The sequence below is a fragment of the Burkholderia sp. BCC0097 genome (genome assembly GCF_902832985.1).
GTDB classification, from domain to species: domain Bacteria; phylum Pseudomonadota; class Gammaproteobacteria; order Burkholderiales; family Burkholderiaceae; genus Burkholderia; species Burkholderia orbicola.
Window position 1 is genome coordinate 93,830 of the sequence record NZ_CADFDM010000006.1, and the last position, 22,629, is coordinate 116,458.

Annotated in this window: 21 protein-coding genes; 8 read left to right on the forward strand and 13 right to left on the reverse strand. The window is 67.0% G+C overall.

All coding sequences use genetic code 11. From position 1 onward, the window contains the following. Window positions 1-9 precede the first annotated feature (9 nt). From HWX07_RS20885 to HWX07_RS20920, 8 genes are all read right to left on the reverse strand, one after another. Entirely contained in the window at window positions 10-750 is a 741-nt protein-coding gene (locus tag HWX07_RS20885) for a 3-ketoacyl-ACP reductase (RefSeq protein ID WP_006491801.1), read from the reverse strand. A gap of 134 nt (window positions 751-884) precedes the next feature. Beyond that, window positions 885-2,066 carry an acetyl-CoA C-acetyltransferase gene (locus HWX07_RS20890; protein ID WP_175877529.1) on the reverse strand — a complete coding sequence of 394 codons (1,182 nt, stop codon included), beginning with the start codon at window positions 2,064-2,066 and terminating at the stop codon, window positions 885-887. Window positions 2,067-2,380: 314 nt separating this feature from the next. Further along, window positions 2,381-2,965, reverse strand: a complete 585-nt coding sequence (phaP, locus tag HWX07_RS20895; protein WP_175877530.1) for a TIGR01841 family phasin — start codon at window positions 2,963-2,965, stop codon at window positions 2,381-2,383. 501 nt (window positions 2,966-3,466) lie between these two features. Then, window positions 3,467-4,231 (reverse strand): ParA family protein, encoded by a 765-nt coding sequence (locus tag HWX07_RS20900; protein ID WP_074802186.1) that lies wholly within the window; start codon window positions 4,229-4,231, stop codon window positions 3,467-3,469. Window positions 4,232-4,344: 113 nt separating this feature from the next. Further along, complete coding sequence (locus HWX07_RS20905; protein WP_175877531.1) at window positions 4,345-4,968, reverse strand: DNA-3-methyladenine glycosylase; 624 nt, start codon at window positions 4,966-4,968, stop codon at window positions 4,345-4,347. Next, window positions 4,955-5,485 carry a G/U mismatch-specific DNA glycosylase gene (mug, locus tag HWX07_RS20910; RefSeq protein WP_175877532.1) on the reverse strand — a complete coding sequence of 177 codons (531 nt, stop codon included), beginning with the start codon at window positions 5,483-5,485 and terminating at the stop codon, window positions 4,955-4,957. Before mug ends, HWX07_RS20905 begins: the two co-directional genes overlap by 14 nt. Before the next feature lie 122 nt (window positions 5,486-5,607). Beyond that, the gene (locus tag HWX07_RS20915; protein WP_006477800.1) at window positions 5,608-6,162 is read right to left on the reverse strand and encodes a single-stranded DNA-binding protein; all 555 of its coding nucleotides are present in this window, start codon (window positions 6,160-6,162) and stop codon (window positions 5,608-5,610) included. Between the two features lie 102 nt (window positions 6,163-6,264). Continuing rightward, window positions 6,265-7,452 (reverse strand): MFS transporter, encoded by a 1,188-nt coding sequence (locus HWX07_RS20920; protein WP_011546228.1) that lies wholly within the window; start codon window positions 7,450-7,452, stop codon window positions 6,265-6,267. 264 nt (window positions 7,453-7,716) lie between these two features. Here HWX07_RS20920 and uvrA point away from each other — a divergent pair, with 264 nt between their 5' ends. Both uvrA and HWX07_RS20930 read left to right on the forward strand, forming a co-directional pair. Beyond that, window positions 7,717-10,602 carry an excinuclease ABC subunit UvrA gene (gene uvrA, locus HWX07_RS20925; protein ID WP_175877533.1) on the forward strand — a complete coding sequence of 962 codons (2,886 nt, stop codon included), beginning with the start codon at window positions 7,717-7,719 and terminating at the stop codon, window positions 10,600-10,602. Between the two features lie 239 nt (window positions 10,603-10,841). Beyond that, window positions 10,842-11,924: a membrane protein gene (locus HWX07_RS20930; RefSeq protein ID WP_006477797.1), complete on the forward strand. Its 1,083-nt coding sequence runs from the start codon at window positions 10,842-10,844 to the stop codon at window positions 11,922-11,924. Between the two features lie 93 nt (window positions 11,925-12,017). Here HWX07_RS20930 and purU read toward each other — a convergent pair whose 3' ends face one another. The 5 genes from purU to HWX07_RS20955 form a co-directional block, all read right to left on the reverse strand. After that, window positions 12,018-12,902 (reverse strand): formyltetrahydrofolate deformylase, encoded by an 885-nt coding sequence (purU, locus tag HWX07_RS20935; protein WP_006483149.1) that lies wholly within the window; start codon window positions 12,900-12,902, stop codon window positions 12,018-12,020. A gap of 61 nt (window positions 12,903-12,963) precedes the next feature. Further along, complete coding sequence (locus HWX07_RS20940) at window positions 12,964-13,830, reverse strand: NUDIX hydrolase family protein (RefSeq protein ID WP_175877534.1); 867 nt, start codon at window positions 13,828-13,830, stop codon at window positions 12,964-12,966. 5 nt (window positions 13,831-13,835) lie between these two features. Beyond that, the gene (locus tag HWX07_RS20945; RefSeq protein ID WP_006483140.1) at window positions 13,836-14,450 is read right to left on the reverse strand and encodes a LysE family translocator; all 615 of its coding nucleotides are present in this window, start codon (window positions 14,448-14,450) and stop codon (window positions 13,836-13,838) included. A gap of 87 nt (window positions 14,451-14,537) precedes the next feature. Then, window positions 14,538-15,104: an adenine phosphoribosyltransferase gene (locus tag HWX07_RS20950; RefSeq protein ID WP_175877535.1), complete on the reverse strand. Its 567-nt coding sequence runs from the start codon at window positions 15,102-15,104 to the stop codon at window positions 14,538-14,540. Between the two features lie 77 nt (window positions 15,105-15,181). Then, window positions 15,182-17,188, reverse strand: coding sequence for a monovalent cation:proton antiporter family protein (locus HWX07_RS20955; RefSeq protein ID WP_012329236.1), 2,007 nt, complete (start codon window positions 17,186-17,188; stop codon window positions 15,182-15,184). 125 nt (window positions 17,189-17,313) lie between these two features. Here HWX07_RS20955 and kdsD point away from each other — a divergent pair, with 125 nt between their 5' ends. The 6 genes from kdsD to HWX07_RS20985 all read left to right on the forward strand — a co-directional run bounded on the left by kdsD (window position 17,314) and on the right by HWX07_RS20985 (window position 22,588). After that, on the forward strand, window positions 17,314-18,297 hold the full coding sequence (kdsD, locus tag HWX07_RS20960; RefSeq protein ID WP_006483136.1) for an arabinose 5-phosphate isomerase KdsD: 984 nt from the start codon (window positions 17,314-17,316) through the stop codon (window positions 18,295-18,297). After that, window positions 18,297-18,833 carry an HAD family hydrolase gene (locus tag HWX07_RS20965; protein ID WP_175877536.1) on the forward strand — a complete coding sequence of 179 codons (537 nt, stop codon included), beginning with the start codon at window positions 18,297-18,299 and terminating at the stop codon, window positions 18,831-18,833. Before kdsD ends, HWX07_RS20965 begins: the two co-directional genes overlap by 1 nt. A gap of 3 nt (window positions 18,834-18,836) precedes the next feature. Then, complete coding sequence (lptC, locus tag HWX07_RS20970; RefSeq protein WP_006477790.1) at window positions 18,837-19,451, forward strand: LPS export ABC transporter periplasmic protein LptC; 615 nt, start codon at window positions 18,837-18,839, stop codon at window positions 19,449-19,451. Window positions 19,452-19,471: 20 nt separating this feature from the next. Next, on the forward strand, window positions 19,472-20,137 hold the full coding sequence (gene lptA, locus HWX07_RS20975; RefSeq protein WP_006483139.1) for a lipopolysaccharide transport periplasmic protein LptA: 666 nt from the start codon (window positions 19,472-19,474) through the stop codon (window positions 20,135-20,137). Continuing rightward, the gene (lptB, locus tag HWX07_RS20980; protein ID WP_006477788.1) at window positions 20,134-20,910 is read left to right on the forward strand and encodes an LPS export ABC transporter ATP-binding protein; all 777 of its coding nucleotides are present in this window, start codon (window positions 20,134-20,136) and stop codon (window positions 20,908-20,910) included. The genes lptA and lptB overlap by 4 nt, the downstream gene beginning before the upstream one ends. Window positions 20,911-21,082: 172 nt before the next feature. Further along, window positions 21,083-22,588, forward strand: coding sequence for an RNA polymerase factor sigma-54 (locus HWX07_RS20985; protein ID WP_012329240.1), 1,506 nt, complete (start codon window positions 21,083-21,085; stop codon window positions 22,586-22,588). The last annotated feature ends 41 nt before the right edge of the window (window positions 22,589-22,629 follow it).

Sequence of the window (22,629 nt, forward strand, 5' to 3'; positions counted from 1 at the left end):
CCCGGACGCTCAGCCCATGTGCAGGCCGCCGTTCAGCGAGAAGTCGGCGCCCGTCGCGAAGCCGGAATCGTTCGACGCGAGCCACGCGACGATCGAGCCGATTTCCTCGGGGCCGCCGAGACGCCGCACCGGGATCGTCGCGACGATCTTCTCGAGCACGTCGGGGCGGATCGCCTTCACCATGTCGGTACCGATGTAGCCCGGCGACACGGTGTTGACCGTCACGCCCTTCGTCGCGACTTCCTGCGCGAGCGACATCGTGAAGCCGTGAATGCCGGCCTTCGCGGTCGAGTAGTTCGTCTGGCCGAATTGCCCCTTCTGGCCGTTCACCGACGAAATGTTGATGATGCGGCCCCAGCCACGTTCGACCATGCCATCGATCACCTGCTTCGTCACGTTGAACAGGCTCGTCAGGTTGGTGTCGATCACGGCGGTCCAGTCTTCATGCGTCATCTTGCGGAACACGACGTCGCGCGTGATGCCCGCGTTGTTGACCAGCACGTCGATCTCGCCGACTTCGGCCTTGACCTTGTCGAACGCTTCCTTGGTCGAGTCCCAGTCGCCGACGTTGCCTTCCGACGCGATGAAGTCGTACCCGAGCGCCTTCTGGTCCTCGAGCCATTTCACCCGGCGCGGCGAGTTGGGGCCACAACCTGCGACCACCTTGAAGCCGTCTTTCGACAGGCGCTGGCAGATGCTGGTGCCGATGCCGCCCATCCCGCCCGTTACGTACGCAATTCGCTGAGACATAAATCTCACTCCATTTTTTGGTTTCGAGAGCTGCCGGAGCCCCCTCTGACTTCACGTGACGCCAGCCGAAGCCGCAATCGGCCGGCGCACGGATTCGGTTCGCCGATGGCGAACGGCCGGTTACGGACGGCCGGTTACGGACGCTCGACCGCGAGCGCGACGCCCATCCCACCGCCGATGCACAGCGACGCCAGCCCGCGCTTCGCGTCGCGCTTGGCCATCTCGTGCAGCAGCGTCACCAGAATCCGGCAGCCCGACGCGCCGATCGGATGGCCGATCGCGATCGCCCCGCCGTTCACGTTCACCTTCGACGTGTCCCAGCCCATCTGCTTGTGCACCGCCAGCGCCTGCGCCGCGAACGCCTCGTTGATTTCCATCAGGTCCAGGTCGCCCGGCGTCCAGCCCGCGCGCTCCAGCGCACGGCGCGACGCCGGCACCGGGCCCATGCCCATCACGCTCGGGTCCACGCCCGCGTTCGCGTACGCCTTGATTCGCGCCAGCGGCGTCAGGCCCAGCGCCGCCGCCTTCTGCGCCGACATCACCAGCACCGCCGCCGCGCCGTCGTTCAGCCCCGACGCGTTCGCCGCCGTCACCGAGCCGTCCTTCGAGAACGCCGGCTTCAGGCCCGCCAGCGATTCGGCCGTCACGCCGTGACGCACGAACTCGTCGGTCGCGAACTGCAGCGGCTCGCCCTTGCGCTGCGGGATCGACACCGGCACGATCTCGTCGTCGAAACGGCCGGCCTTCTGCGCGGCTTCCGCCTTGTTCTGCGACAGCGCCGCGAACGCGTCCTGCTCTTCGCGCGTGATCCCGTATTCCTTCGCGACGTTCTCCGCCGTGATGCCCATGTGGTACTGGTTGTACACGTCCCACAGGCCGTCGACGATCATCGTGTCGACCAGCTTCGCGTCGCCCATCCGGAACCCGTCGCGCGAGCCCGGCAGCACGTGCGGCGACGCGCTCATGTTCTCCTGGCCACCCGCGACCACGATCTCCGCGTCGCCCGCGATGATCGCGTTCGCCGCCAGCATCACGGCCTTCAGGCCCGAGCCGCACACCTTGTTGATCGTCATCCCCGGCACGGCCGTCGGCAGCCCCGCCTTGATCAGCGACTGCCGCGCCGGGTTCTGCCCGGAGCCGGCCGTCAGCACCTGGCCCATGATCACTTCGCTGACCTGATCGGGCTTCACGCCCGCACGCTCCAGCACCGCGCGAATCACCGTCGCGCCCAGTTCGGGCGCCGCAATCTTCGCGAGCGAGCCGCCGAATTTGCCGACCGCGGTCCGCGCGGCCGATACGATCACTACATCCGTCATGTTCAATCCCTGCATCGAAATCAGTTTGTCGTTCTGACGCCGGCACGAGGCGGCCACGAGTGACGATGGCGCGCGCCGCGCCAACCGGCGCGATCGCGGTCGCACGCCGCCGTCCTGACGAGCGGCGCCTGTTCGCACCGGCGGCACGGCACGCCGCCGCACGGGCAACCGTGCACGGACGTCTTGCGGCGCACCGGACGCTTGCCGGCCCCCGCATGGCACACGCGGCGCCGGCGCCGTCCGGCGCCGATCAATCGTGTCGCGCCGACGCGCGACACGCATTCACGCGCGCCGTCATGCACGCATTTGCGCGATTACGCAGCCGATTCGCGCGCAGCCGCTGCGTCCTTGCGGGCGGCGGCCGCCGTCTGCTTGGCGCCGCGCGTGGCCGTTTCGCTGACCGCATCGAAGCCGCTCTGCGCCGCTTCGATCGCCTGCCCCGTCGCCGCGCGCACGGAGTCGGCCGCGGCGCTCGCCGCGGACAGCGCCGAACTCAGCGCGGCGACCACCGGCGCCGAGCCGGCCGGCGCGTGCTTCGACAGTTCACCGAGCACGTCCTTCAGGCGCTTGTCGTTCTGTTCATACTGCGCCTGCGCGACCTTCGCCCATTCGGACTGCGTCGACACCGCGATGTCGAACAAATGGCGGCCATACGACACGGCCTTGCCGGCCGCTTCCTGCGGCGCGGCGACCTGCTGCGCGAAACCCGCGGCCGGATTGCTGCCGTTGAACGCGTTCTTCAGCTTGTCCTCGTATTCCTCGAGCGCCGTCCGGGCCGCTTGCAGGTTGAGTTCGACGACGGCCTCGAAGCCGTGGATCGCCGGACGGGCGATCGCGAACCAGGCAGCGATACCGGATTGATAATCGGCGGCGAGTTTTTCGGGGGCAAATACGGACATCGGGCACGCTCCTGTTAACAATGCGAGAGACGACGTAAAGAAAAATGGAAGCTTGATCGACAGACGCTTCCTTATTGACAACCCGTCACCCGTTTGAGCACGGGCAGTTGAAGGAAGCCATTCTAGAGCGATTAATTGTCAATTAAATGGCATTAATGATAGGTATAAACCCTTATTACCCTTTACGGCGACCGCCGAAGCCCGCTGCACGCCGATATCGCGGATAGCCAACCCCGGCGGCTCCGACCCGCAATGCCTTTTTACCTTTTTGCAGTATAGCGCATCGTGACATCGCGCAATATTTACCAATTCATTATTCTGTTTATTAGAAAACCGACCTTCATTGAAAATGGAGCCGCAAGTCCATGTAATCGTTTTTCTGAATTTATTATGAAATCGTTTTCCGGATTATAAATGATGAATTCAATAATCGGAGGAATGACGAGCCGCGATAAAAAAGGCCGCTCGAAGCGGCCTTGGTCGATCCGGTCAGGCGCGGGCTCAGCCCGTCAGTTCGCGATGCAGCGCGCGAAACTCCTGCGCAAGCTTGTGCGTCGGCTCGAGATGGATCACCGGCGTCGACTGCTGATGTGATTCGCGGATCTTCACCGACGCGGACAACCGCGACGCGAGAACCGGCAGCCCTTCGTCGACGAGCTCGTCGACCAGCCGCTGCGGCAGGCTCGCGCGCGGCTGGAACTGGTTGATGACGATGCCTTCCACCTCGAGCGCCGCGTTGTGGTCCTGCTGGATTTCCTTCACGTTCTCGAGCAGCGTGTACAGCGCGCGGCGCGAAAAATCGTCGCAGTCGAACGGGATCAGGCAGCGCTCGACCGCGATCAGGGCCGAGCGCGTATAGAAATTCAGCGCCGGCGGCGTGTCGATGTACACGGCGTCGTACATGTCGAGCTCGTTCAGCGCGTCGCGCAGCTTGTAGATCTTGTAGCGCGACTCGAGCTTGCCGTGCAGCGTATCGAGATCTGGATGCGCGGGCATCACGTCGAGCCCGTCGAACGGGGTCGCGTGGATGAACGACGCAACGTCGACCGGACGGAAGTTGAAGGTCAGCGCGGTTTCGAAGAAACCGGCGACGCCCGGTTGCGCGTCGGCCGCCGCGTCGCCGAGCAGGTAGCGCGTCGAGTTCGCCTGCGCATCGAGATCGATGACGAGCGTGCGCAATCCTTCGCTCGCGCTGATCGCCGCCAGGTTGCAGACGATCGTCGACTTGCCCACGCCGCCCTTCTGGTTGAATACGACCCGCCGCATGGTGTCCCCTCGATCGAAACGTCGAAACGGCCAGCTTAGCCGATCAATAATGGCGACCGCGTGACGCACGTCGAATCGGGCGCGGCTGGTATGTGACTTGGGCGCGGCACGCGTCAGATGCGCGGCGCAGCGCCCGATACGTATCGATTGCCGGGCACGCTCCACCGCCACGGCAGATCCTGGCCGACGCGAATGCCGATGCGCGGCCCGCCCGCCAGATCGGCGGGTGGCGCCATCCCGTCATCGACGATCGCGAACCCTTCGCGCGCGCCGACCAGGTCGACGCCATCCTGCGCGCCGCCGATCCCCATCGCCTGCGTCAATCGAGCCGGGCCGCGGCACAGGTCGCGATCGCGCGTGCGCGGCGGCCGCGCCGCGCGCATCTGCTCGAGCCCGTGCAGCGGCTCCAGCGCACGGATCAGCACGCCCGTTCCCGCGCCTTCCGGGCCGCACACGCAGTTGCAGCACCAGTGCATGCCATACGTGAAATACACGTAGAAGCGCCCGGGCGGCCCGAACATCGTCGCGTTGCGCGGCGTCTTGCCGCGATAGGTGTGCGCCGCCGGATCGAGCGCGCCCGCATACGCTTCCACTTCGACGATGCGCCCGGCCCGGCCGTCCGCTGCCGCGAGGATCTTGTTCAGGAGTTGCGGCGCCACCTCGGTGGCCATGCGGTTGAAGAACGCGCGCGGCACGATGGTGCCCGGCCATGGCGCCGCCGTCTTACTGCGTCGCATCGCGCCGGTCCTTCATCGCCGCGAGGTGAAGCTCACGATATGCATCGACCAGATCGTCGAGCCCGAACGCGAGGTTTCTGCCGCTGGGGTTGGGAAGCACCCACACCCGCGCCTGCTGGATAGGGGACGGCTGCAATCCCCACGCGACTTCCCGTTGCCCCGACAGCGCCGCATACGCCGCCTTGCCGAGAAACGCGACGAAGCGCGGCGCCTGATGCGCGACCTTCTGCTCGAACCCGGCGGCCGCAGCCACGAATTCTGCGCGCGACAGCTGATCGGCGCTGGCGGTCGGCCGCGGCACCACGGCCGTCAGCCCGCAGCCGTAACGCAGAATCTCGCGATCGTCCCGCGGCGAAATTTCCGTCGGCGTGAAGCCCGCGAGATGGATCACGCGCCAGAAGCGGTTGTTCCTCCCCGCGAAGTGATGACCGGTCGCGGCCGCGATCAGGCCGGGATTGATCCCGCAGAACAGGACATCGAGATGGGGCGCGATGAGGTCGGGAAGTGCGTCAGCCACGGTTCATCCTGGGTGCGGCGTGCAGGAACCGCGTAAACGAAACGAGGCCCGAAAACCCGGGCCAAGCAACTGGCTTGACTCGGACATTCGGGCCCATCGTGATGCAGGATGCCGACTGGCGATCAGAACGGAATATCGTCGTCCATCTCGTCGAAGCCGCCGCCTGCCGGTGCGCTCGGACGGCTCTGGCCGCCGCCACCCGCACCGCCACGCGCCGCGCCGCTGGCACGGCCGCCACCACCGCCGCCGCGCTCCGCCTGCTCGCCGCGACCGCCGCCACCACCACCGTAGCCGCCGCCATAACCGCCTTCGTCACCACCGCCACCACCGCCGCCCGAACCGCCGCGGCCGCCGAGCATCTGCATCTGTTCAGCGACGATTTCGGTCGAGTAACGATCCTGGCCGTCCTGGCCCTGCCACTTGCGCGTGCGGATGCGGCCTTCGATATAGACCGACGACCCCTTCTTCAGGTATTCGCTGACGATCTCCGCCAGACGGCCGAAGAACGCGACGCGATGCCACTCGGTCATTTCCTTGAAATCGCCGCTTGCCTTGTCCTTGTAGCGATCGGTCGTCGCGAGACGGATGTTCGCAACCGCGTCGCCGCTCGGCAGGTAACGGACTTCAGGATCGGCGCCGAGGTTGCCGACGAGGATGACCTTGTTGACGGATGCCATGTGTTTCTCCAGTAAATTCGATGCGGGGCCGCCCGCGAAAGCGTCGGAGCGGCCCGCCGGGCGAGCCGGCGAACGCCGCCGGCGCCTGCCCGGCAATCAGGTTCAGGCCTTGCGCGGCGGCGCCTTCATATTGGCCGCGATTATAAGCCAGGCGGCAACGAGCCCCGAACACGTATAAAAGACCGTGTTCGCGCCGCCGTGCTTCAGCAGCCAGCCGCCCACGATGCCGCCGAGCGCGAGCCCGATCGACTGCGTGGTGTTGTAGACACCCGTGGCCGCGCCCTTGCGCGAACCCGGCGCGAGCTTCGACACGAGCGACGGCTGCGACGCTTCCAGGATGTTGAATCCGAGGAAGTACACGAAGAGGATCGCCGCCACAATCAGAATGGTATGCGGTGCGCTGCCGAGCAACAATTGGCCGATCAGGATAGCCAGAATGCCGCCGAGCAGCACCGGCTTCATCTTGCCCCGTTTTTCCGCGACGATGATCGCCGGCACCATCATCACGAACGCGAGCCCCATCACAGGCAGGTAGACCTTCCAGTGCGCGGCGACCGGCAGCCCGCCGTCGACCAAAAGGCGCGGCACGACCAGGAACAGCGCTGTCTGCGTCGCATGCAGCACCAGCACGCCGAAGTTCAGGCGCAGCAGCTCGACGTTGTGCAGCACCTCGGCGAACGGCGCGCGCACGTGCACGGGCTTCGCCGCGTCGGGCACGATCCACAGCACGACGCCGATCGCGAGAATCGACAGCACGCCGACGATCGTGAACAGCCCGCTCATCCCGACCCAGTGGAACACGATCGGCGCACCGACGATCGCGACCGCGAACGACACCCCGATCGAGCCGCCGACCATCGCCATCGCCTTCGTGCGGTTCTGCTCGGAGGTCAGGTCGGCGATGAACGCGAGCACCGCCGACGACACGGCGCCCATCCCCTGGATCACGCGGCCGACGATGATCCACGTGATGTCGTGCGCGAACGCGGCGACGAAGCTGCCGAGCGCGAAGATCACGAGGCCCGTGGCGATCACCGGCTTGCGGCCGAACTTGTCGGACGCCCAGCCGTAGAAGATATAGAACAGCGACTGCGTGACGCCGTAGGCCCCGAGCGCGATCCCGACGAGCAGCACGTTGTCGCCGCCCGGAATGGTTTTCGCATAGACCGAGAACACCGGCATGATCATGAACAGGCCGAGCATGCGCAACGCGAAGATCGCCGCGAGCGACGTGGTCGCGCGCAGTTCGGGCGCGGTCATGCGGGAAGACGTGGCGGACGGATTGGACATCGGGAATGAATTTCGAATGATCGGAATGTCCGCCCGGCAGCGGGCGGCGGAAGATCAGGACCGGCGGCCTGGCGGCCTTTCGGACGACACGTCGGAGCCGGATGCAGACGGCCTGCGGGCCGCCCGGAACCGTGCGGCGCGACCGCTTTCCCCGGCGCAGGTGTCGCCTTGCTGCCACCTGCCGTAAAGGCTGGGGGCCGTAAACGACGGTCTCGAAAAGCCGTTATAGTAGCAGGTTTGGTTCCCTCCATTTTCGCCAGGTTCATGGAACAGATCCGTATCCGTGGGGCCCGCACCCACAACCTGAAAAACGTCAATCTCGACCTGCCGCGCCACAAGCTGGTCGTGATTACCGGGTTGTCCGGGTCGGGCAAGTCGTCGCTCGCGTTCGACACCCTTTATGCCGAAGGCCAGCGCCGCTACGTGGAAAGCCTGTCCGCGTACGCCCGCCAGTTCCTGCAGCTGATGGAGAAGCCCGACGTCGACCTGATCGAGGGGCTGTCGCCGGCGATCTCGATCGAGCAGAAGGCCACGTCCCACAACCCGCGTTCGACCGTCGGCACGGTCACGGAAATCCACGACTACCTGCGACTTTTGTACGCACGGGTCGGCACGCCGTACTGTCCCGATCACGACATCCCGCTCGAGGCGCAGAGCGTGTCGCAGATGGTCGACGCGGCGCTCGCGCTGCCCGAGGAAACCAAGCTGATGATCCTCGCGCCCGTCGTCGCGGATCGCAAGGGCGAGCATGCCGAGCTGTTCGAGGACATGCAGGCGCAGGGCTTCGTGCGCTTTCGCGTGCGCTCGGGCGGCGGCGCCGCGAACGAAGGCGCCGCGAAGATCTACGAGGTCGAGTCGCTGCCGAAGCTGAAGAAGAACGACAAGCACACGATCGACGTCGTCGTCGATCGCCTGAAGGTGCGCCCGGACATGAAGCAGCGGCTCGCCGAATCGTTCGAAACCGCGCTGCGCCTTGCCGACGGCCGCGCGATCGCGCTCGAGATGGATACCGATCGCGAGCACCTGTTCAGCTCGAAGTTCGCGTGCCCGATCTGCTCGTACTCGCTGCAGGAGCTCGAGCCGCGCCTGTTCTCGTTCAACAACCCGATGGGCGCGTGCCCGGAATGCGACGGCCTCGGCCAGATCACGTTCTTCGACCCGAAGCGGGTCGTCGCGCACCCGTCGCTGTCGCTTGCCGCCGGCGCGGTGAAGGGCTGGGACCGCCGCAACCAGTTCTACTTCCAGATGCTGCAGAGCCTCGCGGCGTTCTACGAATTCGACATCGACGCCGCATTCGAGGATCTGCCCGAAAAAATCCGCAAGGTGCTGCTGTTCGGCTCGGGCAAGCAGACGATCCCGTTCTCGTACATCAACGAGCGCGGCCGCACGACGATCCGCGAGCACGTGTTCGAAGGGATCATCCCGAACCTCGAGCGCCGCTACCGCGAGACCGATTCGGTCGCGGTGCGCGAAGAGCTGTCGAAGTACCAGAACAACCAGCCGTGCCCGTCGTGCGACGGCACGCGCCTGCGCCGCGAGGCGCGCCACGTGCGGATCGGCACCGGCGACCACGCACGCGGCATCTATGAGATCAGCGGCTGGCCGCTGCGCGACGCGCTCGGCTATTTCGACGGGCTGACGCTCGAAGGCGCGAAGCGCGAGATCGCCGACAAGGTGATCAAGGAAATCGTCGCGCGGCTGACGTTCCTGAACAACGTCGGCCTCGACTACCTGTCGCTCGAGCGCAGCGCCGAGACCCTGTCGGGCGGCGAGGCGCAGCGCATCCGGCTTGCGTCGCAGATCGGCTCGGGGCTCACGGGCGTGATGTACGTGCTCGACGAGCCGTCGATCGGCCTGCACCAGCGCGACAACGACCGTCTGATCGCGACGCTCAAGCACCTGCGCGACCTCGGCAACTCGGTGATCGTCGTCGAGCACGACGAGGACATGATCCGCACGGCCGACTACGTGGTCGACATGGGCCCTGGCGCGGGCGAGCACGGCGGCGTCGTGGTCGCCGAAGGCACGCCGAAGCAGGTGCAGTCGAATTCGCAGTCGCTGACGGGCCAGTACCTGCTCGGCAAGCGCGTGATCGAGTACCCGGACGAGCGGCTCGCGCCCGATCCGGAGCGGATGCTGCGCATCATCGACGCGCACGGCAACAACCTGAAGCACGTCGATCTCGAACTGCCGGTCGGCCTCCTGACCTGCATCACCGGCGTGTCGGGCTCCGGCAAGTCGACGCTGATCAACGACACGCTGTATCACGCGGTCGCGCGCCACCTGTACGGCTCGGCGGCCGAACCGGCGCCGCACGAGGCGATCGAGGGCCTCGAGCACTTCGACAAGGTGATCAACGTCGACCAGTCGCCGATCGGCCGCACGCCGCGCTCGAACCCGGCCACGTACACGGGCCTGTTCACACCGATCCGCGAGCTGTTCTCGGGCGTGCCGACGTCGAAGGAGCGCGGCTACGATCCGGGCCGCTTCTCGTTCAACGTGAAGGGCGGCCGCTGCGAATCGTGCCAGGGCGACGGCGTGCTGAAGGTCGAGATGCACTTCTTGCCGGACGTCTACGTGCCGTGCGACGTGTGCCACGGCAAGCGCTACAACCGCGAGACGCTCGAAGTGCAGTACAAGGGCAAGAACATCAGCGAAGTGCTCGACATGACGGTCGAGCACGCGTACGAGTTCTTCAGCGCGGTGCCGGTTATTGCGCGCAAGCTGAAGACGCTGCTCGACGTCGGGCTCGGCTATATCCGCCTCGGTCAGTCGGCCACGACGCTGTCGGGGGGCGAGGCGCAGCGCGTGAAGCTGTCGCTGGAGCTGTCGAAGCGCGACACCGGCCGCACGCTGTACATCCTCGACGAGCCGACCACCGGCCTGCACTTCCACGACATCGCGCTGCTGCTGGAAGTGATCCACCGGCTGCGCGACCAGGGCAACACGGTCGTGATCATCGAGCACAACCTCGACGTGATCAAGACGGCCGACTGGGTGATCGACCTCGGCCCCGAAGGCGGCGCCGGCGGCGGCCAGATCATCGCGCAGGGCACGCCCGAGCAGGTCGCGAAGACGAAGGCGAGCTTCACCGGCAAGTACCTCGCACCGCTGCTCAAGCGTCCGACCCGCAAAGCCGCGGCCGGCTGACGCCCGTTCCATCCTGCCCGCGCGCGGCCGCCCGGCCGCGCGCTCCTCGGAGCCGCCGCGCCCCCTCGTTTTCCCTTCTGCGTTTACACCACGCGCCCAACGGCCCGTTTGCGGACCATAATGGCAGCTATACTTTACGGTCGTAAGGTTCGCCATCCGCACCAATCCGGTGCGGCGCCGGGCGACCCGCGCGCTACCGCGCGCGGCGCGGCACGACACACGGACGACAGGAATCCACGATGGAGAAGCAACAAGAGTCGCGCGACACGCAGAACCGCGAGCCGCACCTGCGCAGCGTGCGGCTGACGAGCGACTTGAGCCTGCCGAAGCTGTCGGCACTCGAGATCGGCAGCTATCTCTTCGCGCTCGTCATGATGTGGCTCGTCCTCGAGCTCAAGCTGCTCGGCGGGATGCTGGCCGGCCTGCTGGTCTACCAGTTGATCCACACGATCGCGCCCGTGATCGAACGCCATACCACCAGCATGCGCGCGCGCTGGGTCGCCGTCGTGCTGCTGTCGATCGCGATCGTCGGCGCGCTCACCGGCCTGACGCTCGCCATCATCGAACATTTCGAGCACACGGTGCCGAACCTGCAGAGCCTGCTCGGCCAGTTGATGCAGATCGTCGAGCAGACCCGCGCCCGCACGCCGGCCTGGATCGCCAACCTGCTGCCCGTCGACGTCGAACAGATGAAGACGAAGGCGGCCGTGCTGATGCACTCGCACATGGACCAGCTCCAGCAAAGTGGCAAGAGCGTCGCGCGCGGCTTCGGCCACGTACTGTTCGGGATGATCATCGGCGCGATGATCGCGATCGGCGTCGAGCAGGGCAAGGTGCGCCGGCCGCTGTCGACCGCGCTCGTCACGCGCGTGTCGCGCTTCGCCGACGCGTTCCGCCGCATCGTGTTCGCGCAGATCAAGATCTCGGCGATCAACGCGGCCTTCACCGGCATCTACCTGCTCGTCGCGCTGCCGATCTTCCATCAGCGGCTGCCGCTGTCGAAAACGCTCGTGCTCGTCACGTTCATCGTCGGCCTGCTGCCCGTGATCGGCAACCTGATCTCGAACACGCTGATCGTCGCGGTGTCGCTGTCGGTCAGCATGGGCACGGCGATCGCATCGCTCGCGTTCCTCGTGGTCATCCACAAGCTCGAATACTTCCTGAACGCGAAGATCATCGGCGGCCAGATCGAGTCGCGCGCGTGGGAGCTGCTGCTCGCGATGCTGATCATGGAAGCCGCGTTCGGGCTGCCGGGCGTGATCGCCGCGCCGATCTTCTATGCGTATCTGAAACGCGAGCTGTACCTGCTGCGGCTGATCTGAAGCCACCCGCTCGCCACCGGCAAACAAAAACGCCGCGCCCCGTGAAGGGCGCGGCGTTTTCGCTGGTGGAGCCGGCGTTTCGGGGTCGACGGATCAGCGGAACACGACCGTCTTCGTCCCGTTCAGCACGATCCGGTGCTCGACGTGCCACTTCACCGCCCGCGCGAGCGTCACGCACTCGACGTCGCGGCCGATCGCGGTCAGCTGATCGGGCGTCATGCTGTGGTCGACGCGTTCGACTTCCTGCTCGATGATCGGGCCTTCGTCGAGATCGGTCGTCACGTAGTGCGCGGTCGCGCCGATCAGCTTCACGCCGCGGTCGAATGCCTGGTAGTACGGCTTCGCGCCCTTGAAGCTCGGCAGGAACGAATGGTGGATGTTGATCGCGCGCCCGGCGAGCTGCTCGCACATGTTCGGCGACAGGATCTGCATGTAGCGCGCGAGCACGACGAGGTCGGCCTGGTGCTCGTCGATCACTTCCAGCACGCGCGCTTCCTGCGCGGCCTTCGCGGCATCGGACGAGCCGCCGATCAGCGGGAAGTGATGGAACGGAATGTTGTAGCTCGCGGCGAGCTGGTAGAACTCCTTGTGGTTCGACACGATCGCCGGAATCTCGATCGGCAGCTGGCCGGTGCGATAGCGGAACAGCAGGTCGTTCAGGCAGTGGCCGATCTTCGACACCATGATCACGACGCGCGGCTTCACGGCCGCATCGTGCAGCTCCCAGCGCATCGAGAACTGCTCGGCGAGCGGCGCGAATTCCTTGCGAAGTGTGTCGAGCGCCGACGCGGCATCCACGCCGCCGCCGTCCTGTTCGAAGTGCACGCGCATGAAGAACTCGCTGGTGCGGCTGTCGCCGAACTGCGCGGAATCGAGGATGTTGTTGCTGCGCTCGAACAGGAAGCCCGAGACCGCATGGACGATGCCGTGCCGGTCGGGGCACGACAGTTTCAAGATAAAGCTGTGATCGGTCGGCATGACCGCTACTCCCATTGTTTCCGTATTCGTCAAATTGCCCGTTCGCGCCGCGCGGCGCACGTCACGCGGCCGGCGCGAACAGCGCGTCGATGCCGGCCGCGTCGGCCGCCGCGATCCAGCGGTGGCGCAGCAGCGTGTCGAGGGTCGCGAGGCTCGCATCCATCGTCGCGCGGCCTTCGCGCAGCCAGCCGATCACCTCGGGCACGCCGGCCAGCAGGTGCTCGGCCACTTCGCCATCCTGGTTGCGCGGCGCGAAATCGTGCGGCAGCGGCAGGTCGTACACGAAGATCAGTTCGGACTGCGTGCCTTCCGGCAGCGAGTTCAGCACCTGCACCGCCCGGCCCGCGATCGCGCGCGCCGCCAGGTCGGCCGGAATGCCGGCTTCTTCCCAGCATTCCTTCGCGAGCGTCTCGTGAACGCCCAGCCCCCAGCCGATACCGCCCGCGACGACGTTGTCGAGCATGCCGGGGTCGGTGGCCTTGGTCGCGCTGCGGCGGCCGAGCCACATCTTCGGCGCGGCCGCGGCGGGCGGCTCGCCCGGCGTAACCGCATATTCTACGATGCCGTTCACGTGCACCGCATAGGTCTGCGTGCCGAAGAAGCGCGACGCGGCGCGCTCGATGTACGCGAGCGGCGGATCGTCGAAGCGGTTGCGGATCGCATAGATCTCGTCGCGCCAGCCGGGAATCGCGCCCTCGGCCGCGAGCGCGCCGATCGCGCTGGCCAGCGCCATGCTGCGCGCATCGACCGAATCGTAGCGCGCCGACAGCACGACGCGCTCGCCGGTCAGCTCGAACACGTCGGGCCAGCGCACGAGCTTCGCGACGTCCTGGCGGCGCACCCAGCCGACCGCCTGGCCGGCGATCTCGAAACGCAGGTGCGCGGCCGGATCGAAGCGGCGCGCGGCCGCGATGCACGGAAACGTCATCGTCATCAATCCTTCAGCGCGACGCGGATGCCGATCGCGATGAACGTCGCGCCCGCGATCCGGTCGAGCCACACGCCGGCCTTCGGGCGCCGCTTCAGCCACGTGCCGATCATGCCCGCGCCGACGCCGAACAGCGAGAAGACCGCGGCCGTCTGCAGCATGAACAGCGCACCGAGCTCGAACATCTGCAGCGTCACGCTCTGCGCGCCGTGCGGATCGACGAACTGCGGCAGGAACACGACGAAGAACAGCGTGACCTTCGGGTTCATCAGGTTGCCGATCACGCTCTGCCGGAAGATCGTGCCGAGCGGTTGCGGCGGGCGTGCATGCGCGTTTGCGAGGCCCTGGCTGCGCAGCGCCTTGATGCCGATCCACACGAGGTACGCGGCCCCCGCGAGCTTCAGGATCTGGAACGCGACCGGCGACGAACGCAGCACGGCCGCGACGCCGAGCGCCGCGAGCGTCGTGTGGAACAGGATTCCCGCCGTGAAGCCGAGCGCGGCGACGAAGCCGGCCGCGCGGCCCTGCGAGATGCCGCGTGCGAGCACCTGCAGGTTGTCGGGACCCGGCGCGAACGTGATCGCGATCGACGTGGCGAGAAACAGCATGAAGTTGGGCATCGTGACCTCGCTGCGGAAGGTGAACCAAGCGGTGAACCAAGCGTGAACCGAGACCAGCCGGGGCGGCAAACCCCGACGGACCGGTGTTCAGTGGCCGGCGAATTCGGTAACGGTATAGACCCGCAACCCGGCGTCGCGCAACAGCGTCGAGCCGCCGAGGTCCGGCAGGTCGATGATCGCCGCGCCTTCGACGACCACCGCGCCGAGCCGCTGCAGCAGGTTGCGTCCCGCCATCATCGTGCCGCCGGTCGCGATCAGGTCGTCCATGACGATCACGCGGTCGCCGGGCTTGCACGCATCTTCGTGGATCTCGACCGTCGCGCTGCCGTATTCGAGGTCGTACGACTCCGAACGCGTCTTGTAAGGCAGCTTGCCGACCTTGCGGATCGGCACGAAGCCGACGCTCAGCTCGTACGCGACGATCGGCGCGATGATGAAGCCGCGCGCATCGAGCCCCGCGACGTAGTCGAGCTTCGCGTCGACATAGCGTTCGACGAACAGGTCGACGAGGATGCGCAGCGCCTTAGGGCTCTGCAGCAGCGTCGTAATGTCGCGAAACTGCACGCCGGGCTGCGGCCAGTCGGGCACCGTGCGGATCTGGCTGTGGATGAAGGCGACCGGATCGAGCGGTGCGCCCGGCGACGAATGCGGCATGAAACTCTCCGAAAAAAACGGTGCGCGAAGATCGGGCACCGTTTCTGATCAATACGGGTCAGGTTGTGAATCGCGGCTCACGCAGCCGCGGCCGGCGGATCGCGCCGATGGCGCGACAACCGCTCCTCCGCGAGCGCGAGCGCCTCGGGCAGCCCGCGCAGCACCACGATGTCGCTCGCGCGCAGCTTGGTCTGCGGATCGGGTTCGACGCCGCGGATGCCGTGCCGGCGGATCGCCGTGACTTCCAGCCCGAGCGCGTACAGCCCGAGTTCTTCCAGCGAACGCCCGACCGCGTCCGCGCGCGCATCGACCGGCACCGATTGTAGCCGCACCTGCTCGTGATCGTCGTCGTCCGCGTCGTCCGCGCCGCGGAAATAGCCGCGCAGCAGGCTGTAACGCTCGTCGCGCATCTCCTCGACGCGCCGCACGACCTTGCGCATCGGCACGCCGACCAGCACCAGCGTGTGCGACGCGAGCATCAGGCTGCCCTCGACGATTTCCGGAATCACCTCGGTCGCGCCGGCCGCGAGCAGCTTCTCGAGATCGGCATCGTCGACGGTGCGCACGATCGCCGGCAGCGTCGGCTCCAGCTCGTGCACGTGATGCAGCACGCGCAGCGCGGACGGCGTGTTCGCGTAGGTGATCGCGACGGCCGCCGCCCGGTGGATACCGGCCGCGAGCAGCGACTCGCGGCGCGCCGCGTCGCCGAACACGACCGATTCACCGGCGGTCGCCGCCGCGCTCACGCGATCGGGGTCGAGGTCGAGCGCGACGTACGAAATGCCTTCCTGTTCGAGCATGCGCGCCAGGTTCTGGCCCGCACGGCCGTAGCCGCAGATGATCACGTGGCCGCGCTGCTTGAGGCTTTGCGTCGCGATCCGCGTCATCTGCAGCGACTGCTGCATCCATTCCGTCGACGACAGCCGCATCACGATGCGGTCCGCGTTCTGGATCAGGAACGGCGCGGCGAGCATCGACAGCAGCATCGACGCGAGGATCGCCTGCAGCAGCGTCGAATCGACGAGGTGCCGGTCGAGGATCAGGTTCAGCAGCACGAAGCCGAATTCGCCGGCCTGCGCAAGGCCGATGCCCGTGCGCATCGCGACGCCCGGCGTCGCGCCGAACAGTCGCGCGAGCCCGGCGATCATCGTCGCCTTGAACAGGATCTGCCCGACGAAGAAGCCGAGCACGATCAACGGATGCTCCCAGATCACGCGCGGGTCGAGCAGCATCCCCGTCGTCACGAAGAACAGGCCGAGCAGCACGTCACGGAACGGCTTGATGTCCTCCTCCACCTGATGGCGGAACGGCGTCTCGGAAATGAGCATCCCGGCGATGAACGCGCCGAGCGCGAGCGACAGCCCGAAGCGGTCGGTGATGAACGCGGCGCCGAGCGTGACGAGCAGCAGGTTCAGCACGAACAGCTCCTGCGAGCGGCGCCGCGCGACGACGTTGAGCCAGCGTGTCATGAAGCGCTGGCCGATGACGAGCAGCAGCGCAAGCGCGATCACGATCTTGACCGCCGCGAAGCCGAGCGTGAGCGCAAGATCCTTCGACGATTCGGCGCCGAACGCGGCGATCACGATCAAGAGCGGCACCACCGCGAGATCCTGGAACAGCAGCACGCCGAAGATGTTGCGGCCGTGCTCGGTCTCGATCTCGAGCCGCTCGGCGAGCATCTTCGACACGATCGCCGTCGACGACATCGCGAGCGCGCCGCCGAGCGCGATGCTGCCCTGCCACGTGATGTGCACCCAGTGCTCGAACAGTGCGCCGAGCACGAGCGCGAGCACGAGGGTCGCGACGACCTGCAGCAGGCCGAGCCCGAACACGAGCCGCTGCATCGACCTCAGCTTCGCCAAGGAGAATTCGAGGCCGATCGAAAACATCAGGAACACCACGCCGAATTCCGCGAGATGCTCGGCCCGTTCGAGATCCGCCGCGACGCCGAATGCGTGCGGGCCGACCAGGATGCCGACGGTCAGGTAGCCGAGCATCGGCGGCAGGTTCAGCGAGCGGAATACGACGACGCCCACCACTGAGGCCAGCAGCAGCAGCAGGGTCATTTCGAGCGGGGAAATCACAGGCGAAGCATCCTCGTTCGTCGGGGCCACGGCAATGCGGGCGCGGGTGGTGGCGGTGGACAGGCGACCTCGGACGAGTCCGAAGGCCCGGCGCGGCGAACAAACGCCTTTGCTATACTCCGCGCATGATAGCGAAAATCAATGATGATCGGGCGCTCGCGCTCGCCCGCGACGTGCTCGACATCGAGGCGGACGCCGTGCGCGCGCTGCGCGACCAGCTCGACGGCGGCTTCGTCCAGGCCGTGGCGCTACTGCTCGGCTGCCGCGGCCGCGTCGTGGTCTCCGGGATCGGCAAATCGGGGCATATCGCCCGCAAGATCGCAGCCACGCTGGCCAGCACCGGTACGCCGGCCTTCTTCGTCCACCCTGCCGAGGCCAGCCACGGCGACCTCGGGATGGTCACCTCCGACGACGTCTTCATCGGCATCTCCTATTCCGGCGAATCGGAAGAACTCGTCGCGATCCTCCCGCTCGTGAAGCGGATCGGCGCGAAGCTGATCGCGATCACGGGCCGCGCGGGATCGAGCCTCGGCACGCTCGCCGACGTGAACCTGAACGCCGCGGTGTCGAAGGAAGCGTGCCCGCTGAACCTCGCGCCCACCGCGAGCACGACCGCCGCGCTCGCGCTCGGCGACGCGCTCGCCGTCGCCGTGCTCGACGCGCGCGGCTTCGGCTCGGAAGATTTCGCGCGCTCGCATCCGGGCGGCGCGCTCGGCCGGCGCCTGCTCACCTACGTGCGCGATGTGATGCGCTCGGGCGACGACGTCCCGTCCGTCGGACTGAACGCGACGCTGTCGGACGCACTGTTCCAGATCACCGCGAAGCGCCTCGGCATGACGGCCGTGGTCGACGCCGACGGCAAGGTCGCCGGCATCTTCACCGACGGCGACCTGCGCCGCGTGCTCGCGCGCGACGGCGACTTCCGCACGCTGCCGATCACCGAAGTCATGACGCGCGACCCGCGCACGATTGCGCCGGATCACCTGGCGGTCGAGGCCGTGGAACTGATGGAGCGCCACCGGATCAACCAGATGCTGGTCGTCGATGCCGACGGCGCGCTGATCGGCGCGCTGAACATGCACGACCTGTTTTCGAAGAAGGTGATCTGATGAGCGCAGCGCTGACTGCCGCCGAACGCGCGAGCCGCGTGAAGCTGATGATTTTCGACGTCGACGGCGTGCTGACCGACGGCGGCCTGCTGTTTACCGCGGCCGGCGACGCGATGAAGTCGTTCAATTCGCTCGACGGCCACGGCGTGAAGCTGCTCGGCGAAGCCGGCATCGCGACCGCGATCATCACGGGCCGCCGCTCCGACATCGTCGCGGCGCGCGCGAAGGAAATGAAGATCGCGCACCTGTTCCAGGGCGTCGAGAACAAGCTCGCCGTGTTCGCCGAGCTGATCGCGTCGCTCGGCCTGACGGCCGACGCCTGCGGCTACATGGGCGACGACTGGCCCGACCTGCCGGTGATGCTGCGCTGCGGCTTCGCGACGGCCCCCGCGAACGCGCACCCCGAGGTGATCGCCCGCGCCCATTGGGTCGCCGAGGCCCGCGGCGGCCACGGCGCCGTGCGCGAGGTCTGCGATGCGATCCTGCGCGCGCAGCGCCGCTACGACGCGCTGCTCGCCGCCGCCTGCGGAGCCTGACCGATGAGCACGCATTTCCGCTGGACCCAGATGCTGCCGCTCGCCGCGGTCGCCGCGCTCGCGGGCGTCACGTGGTGGCTGCTGCAGGCCACGCTGCCGCCGCCTGGCGAGGGCATCGCGCAGCCGAAGCGCCATACGCCCGACTATTTCGCGGACAACTTCTCGGTCACCGAGCTCGACCAGACCGGCACGACCCAGTACCGGCTGACGGCCGCGAAGCTGGTCCATTACGAAGACACCGAAGGCAGCGACCTGACCGATCCGGCCATGCGCGCGTTCCAGCCCGGCAAGCCGGTCGTGACGACCACCGCGAAGCGCGGCACCGTCAACGGCGACGTGTCGATCGTCGATTTGTACGACGATGCGCGCATCCTGCGCGCGGCCGGCGGCGGCGATCCGCAGATGCAGGCCGATTCCCAGCATTTCCGGATCTTCGTCAATGACGATGTGATCCAGACCGAAAAGCCGGTTAAACTTCAGCGCGGCCTGTCGCTCGTCAACGCGACCGACGGCATGAAGTACAACAACGTCACCCGGGTCATCGAGCTTTACGGCAACGTGCGCGGCACGATCGCCGCGGCGGACACGTCCGGCGGCTCGAAAGGTCAACCCAAGTGACGCATCCCTCACGTGACTGCATGAACGAACCGTTCCCTCGACAGATTTCCGGCGGCGCTGCGCGCGCCGTCCGCGCCGCGCTCGCCGCGACGCTCGTGGCGCTCCCGCTCGTCGGGCTGGCGCCGCTCGCCCATGCCGAGAAGGCCGACCAGAACAAGCCGATCAACGTCGAGGCCGACAACCTGACCTATGACGATCTGAAGCAGGTGACGGTCGCGACCGGCAACGTCGTGATCACGAAGGGCACGATCATCATCAAGGGCGACCGCGTCGAAGTGCGCCAGGACCCGGAAGGCTATCAGTACGCGACGTCGTTCGGCAGCGGCAAGAAGCACGCGACGTTCCGCCAGAAGCGCGAAGGCCTCGACGAATACATCGACGGCGACGCCGAGCGCATCGACTACGACGGCAAGCAGGATCTCACCACGCTGACCACCGCCGCGACCGTGCGCCGCCTGCAGGGCACGTCGACGGTCGCCGATACCGTGCACGGCAGCGTGATCACGTACGACGGTCAGCGCGACTTCTACACCGCGAAGGGCGGCAAGGACGTCGCCGCGCCGGGCAACCCGAACGGCCGCGTGCGCGCGATGCTGTCGCCGAAGAACGGCGGCCCCGCACCGCTGAACGGGGCGCCGGCCAAGCTGTCGCCGTCGACCACGATCCAGGGGGCGCCGGGCCAATGAACGCGCTCCCGAACCGCCAGCCGGCCGGCACCACGAGCTCGCTCGTCGTCCGCAACCTGAAGAAGCGCTACGGCTCGCGCACGGTCGTCAAGGACGTGTCGCTCGACGTGAAGAGCGGCGAAGTCGTCGGCCTGCTCGGCCCGAACGGCGCCGGCAAGACCACGTCGTTCTACATGATCGTCGGCCTCGTGCCGACGGACGCGGGCGAAATCTCGCTGAACGGCAGCTCGATCAGCCTGCTGCCGATCCACAAGCGCGCATCGCTCGGCCTGTCGTACCTGCCGCAGGAAGCGTCCGTGTTCCGCAAGCTGACCGTCGAGGAAAACATCCGCGCGGTGCTCGAGCTGCAGCACGGCGAAGACGGCAAGCGGCTGTCGAAGGACGCGATCTCGTCGCGCACCGAAGCGCTGCTCGACGAGCTGCAGATCGGTCACCTGCGCGAGAACCCCGCGCTGTCGCTGTCGGGCGGCGAACGGCGCCGCGTCGAAATCGCGCGCGCGCTCGCGACCAACCCGAGCTTCATCCTGCTCGACGAGCCGTTCGCCGGCGTCGATCCGATCGCGGTGCTCGAGATCCAGAAGATCGTCAAGTTCCTGAAACAGCGCAACATCGGCGTGCTGATCACGGACCACAACGTCCGCGAAACGCTCGGCATCTGCGACCACGCGTACATCATCAGCGACGGTTCGGTGCTGGCCGCCGGCGCGCCGAGCGAAATCATCGAAAACGAAAGCGTGCGCCGCGTGTACCTCGGCGAACACTTCCGCATGTAACGTCCTCCTCGTGGCTGGCTGCACCCCGCCCGGCATCGCCGCGCGGGGCTGCGCCCCGCTTTGCATCCACGCCCGCGGCCGTGCCCGCGGCCGGGCGGCGCGCCGCGCGTAATCGCGGATGGCTCAATGCGCCTGGGTCGTGGCAAACTGCCGGTATGACTCCCTCCTTGCCATGAAAGCCAGCCTTCAACTCCGCCTGTCGCAACATCTGGCGCTGACGCCGCAGCTGCAGCAGTCGATCCGGCTCCTGCAGTTGTCAACGCTCGAATTGCAGCAGGAAGTCGCGATGGCCGTCGCGCAGAACCCGCTGCTCGAGAACGACGACGAATGGATCGCCAGCCCGCTGCGCGTCGCGGCGGACGGATCGCTGATCGCGCAGACGCCGCCCGCGCAGAACACCGAGCCGGCCGCGATGAACGGCAGCAGCACGTCCAGCGAGCGCGCCGAGCGCGACGAGCCGGCCGGCGCCGACGAATACGACGGCTACGGGTCCGGTGACGGCAACGACGGCCCGCAGTGGAATCTCGACGAATACGGCCGCTCGAGCGGCGCGTCCGACGACGACGACCTGCCGCCGCTGCAGGTGCAGGAAGCCGCGACGTCGCTGCGCGATCATCTCTCGGCGCAGTTGCGCGTCACGCAGGCCGGCCCGCGCGATCGCGCGCTCGTGATGTTCCTGATCGAATCGCTCGACGACGACGGCTACCTGACCGCCACGCTCGACGAAGTGCTCGCCGACCTGCCGCCCGAACTGGAAATCGACGGCGACGAACTGAATGCGGCGCTCGCGCTGCTGCACAGCTTCGACCCGGCCGGCGTCGGCGCGCGCTCGGCCTCCGAATGCCTGAAGCTGCAGCTGCTGCGCCTCGATCCGTCCCCCACGCGCACGCTCGCGCTCGAGATCGTGTCGCAGCATCTCGAACTGCTCGCCGCACGCGACTTCACACGGTTGCGCAAGCACCTGAAGGCGAGCGACGACGCGCTGCGCGACGCGCACGCGCTGATCCGCTCGCTGGAGCCGTTCCCCGGCGCCGCCTACGGCAAGGCCGAGGCCGACTACGTCGTGCCCGACATCATCGTGAAGAAGGCAGGCCAGGGATGGCTCGCGGAGCTCAATCCGGAGGTCGTGCCGCGCCTGCGGATCAACAACCTGTACGCGAACATCCTGCGCAACAGCCGCGGCGATCCGTCGGCCGGATCGTTGAAACAGCAGCTCCAGGAAGCGCGCTGGTTGATCAAGAACATCCAGCAGCGTTTCGACACGATCCTGCGTGTCGCGCAGGCTATTGTCGAGCGTCAGAAGAATTTCTTTGCGCACGGTGAAATTGCCATGCGCCCCTTGGTTTTGCGGGAAATAGCTGATACGCTGGGCCTACACGAGTCGACTGTCAGCCGTGTGACAACCGGGAAGTACATGCTGACCCCGTTCGGGACGCTTGAATTTAAGTACTTCTTCGGATCTCACGTCTCGACCGACACCGGTGGCGCCGCCTCGTCGACCGCCATCCGAGCCCTCATCAAGCAACTGATAGGAGCTGAAGACCCAAAATCGCCACTTTCGGACAGCCGCATTGCCGAGCTGCTGGCAGAACAGGGTTTCGTGGTCGCGCGCCGCACGGTTGCGAAATATCGCGAAGCCCTCAAGATCCCGGCAGTGAATCTGCGCAAGTCTCTTTAAGCCTGCTGCCTGCCCGGCGGCAGGCGTGTCCCGGCCACCGC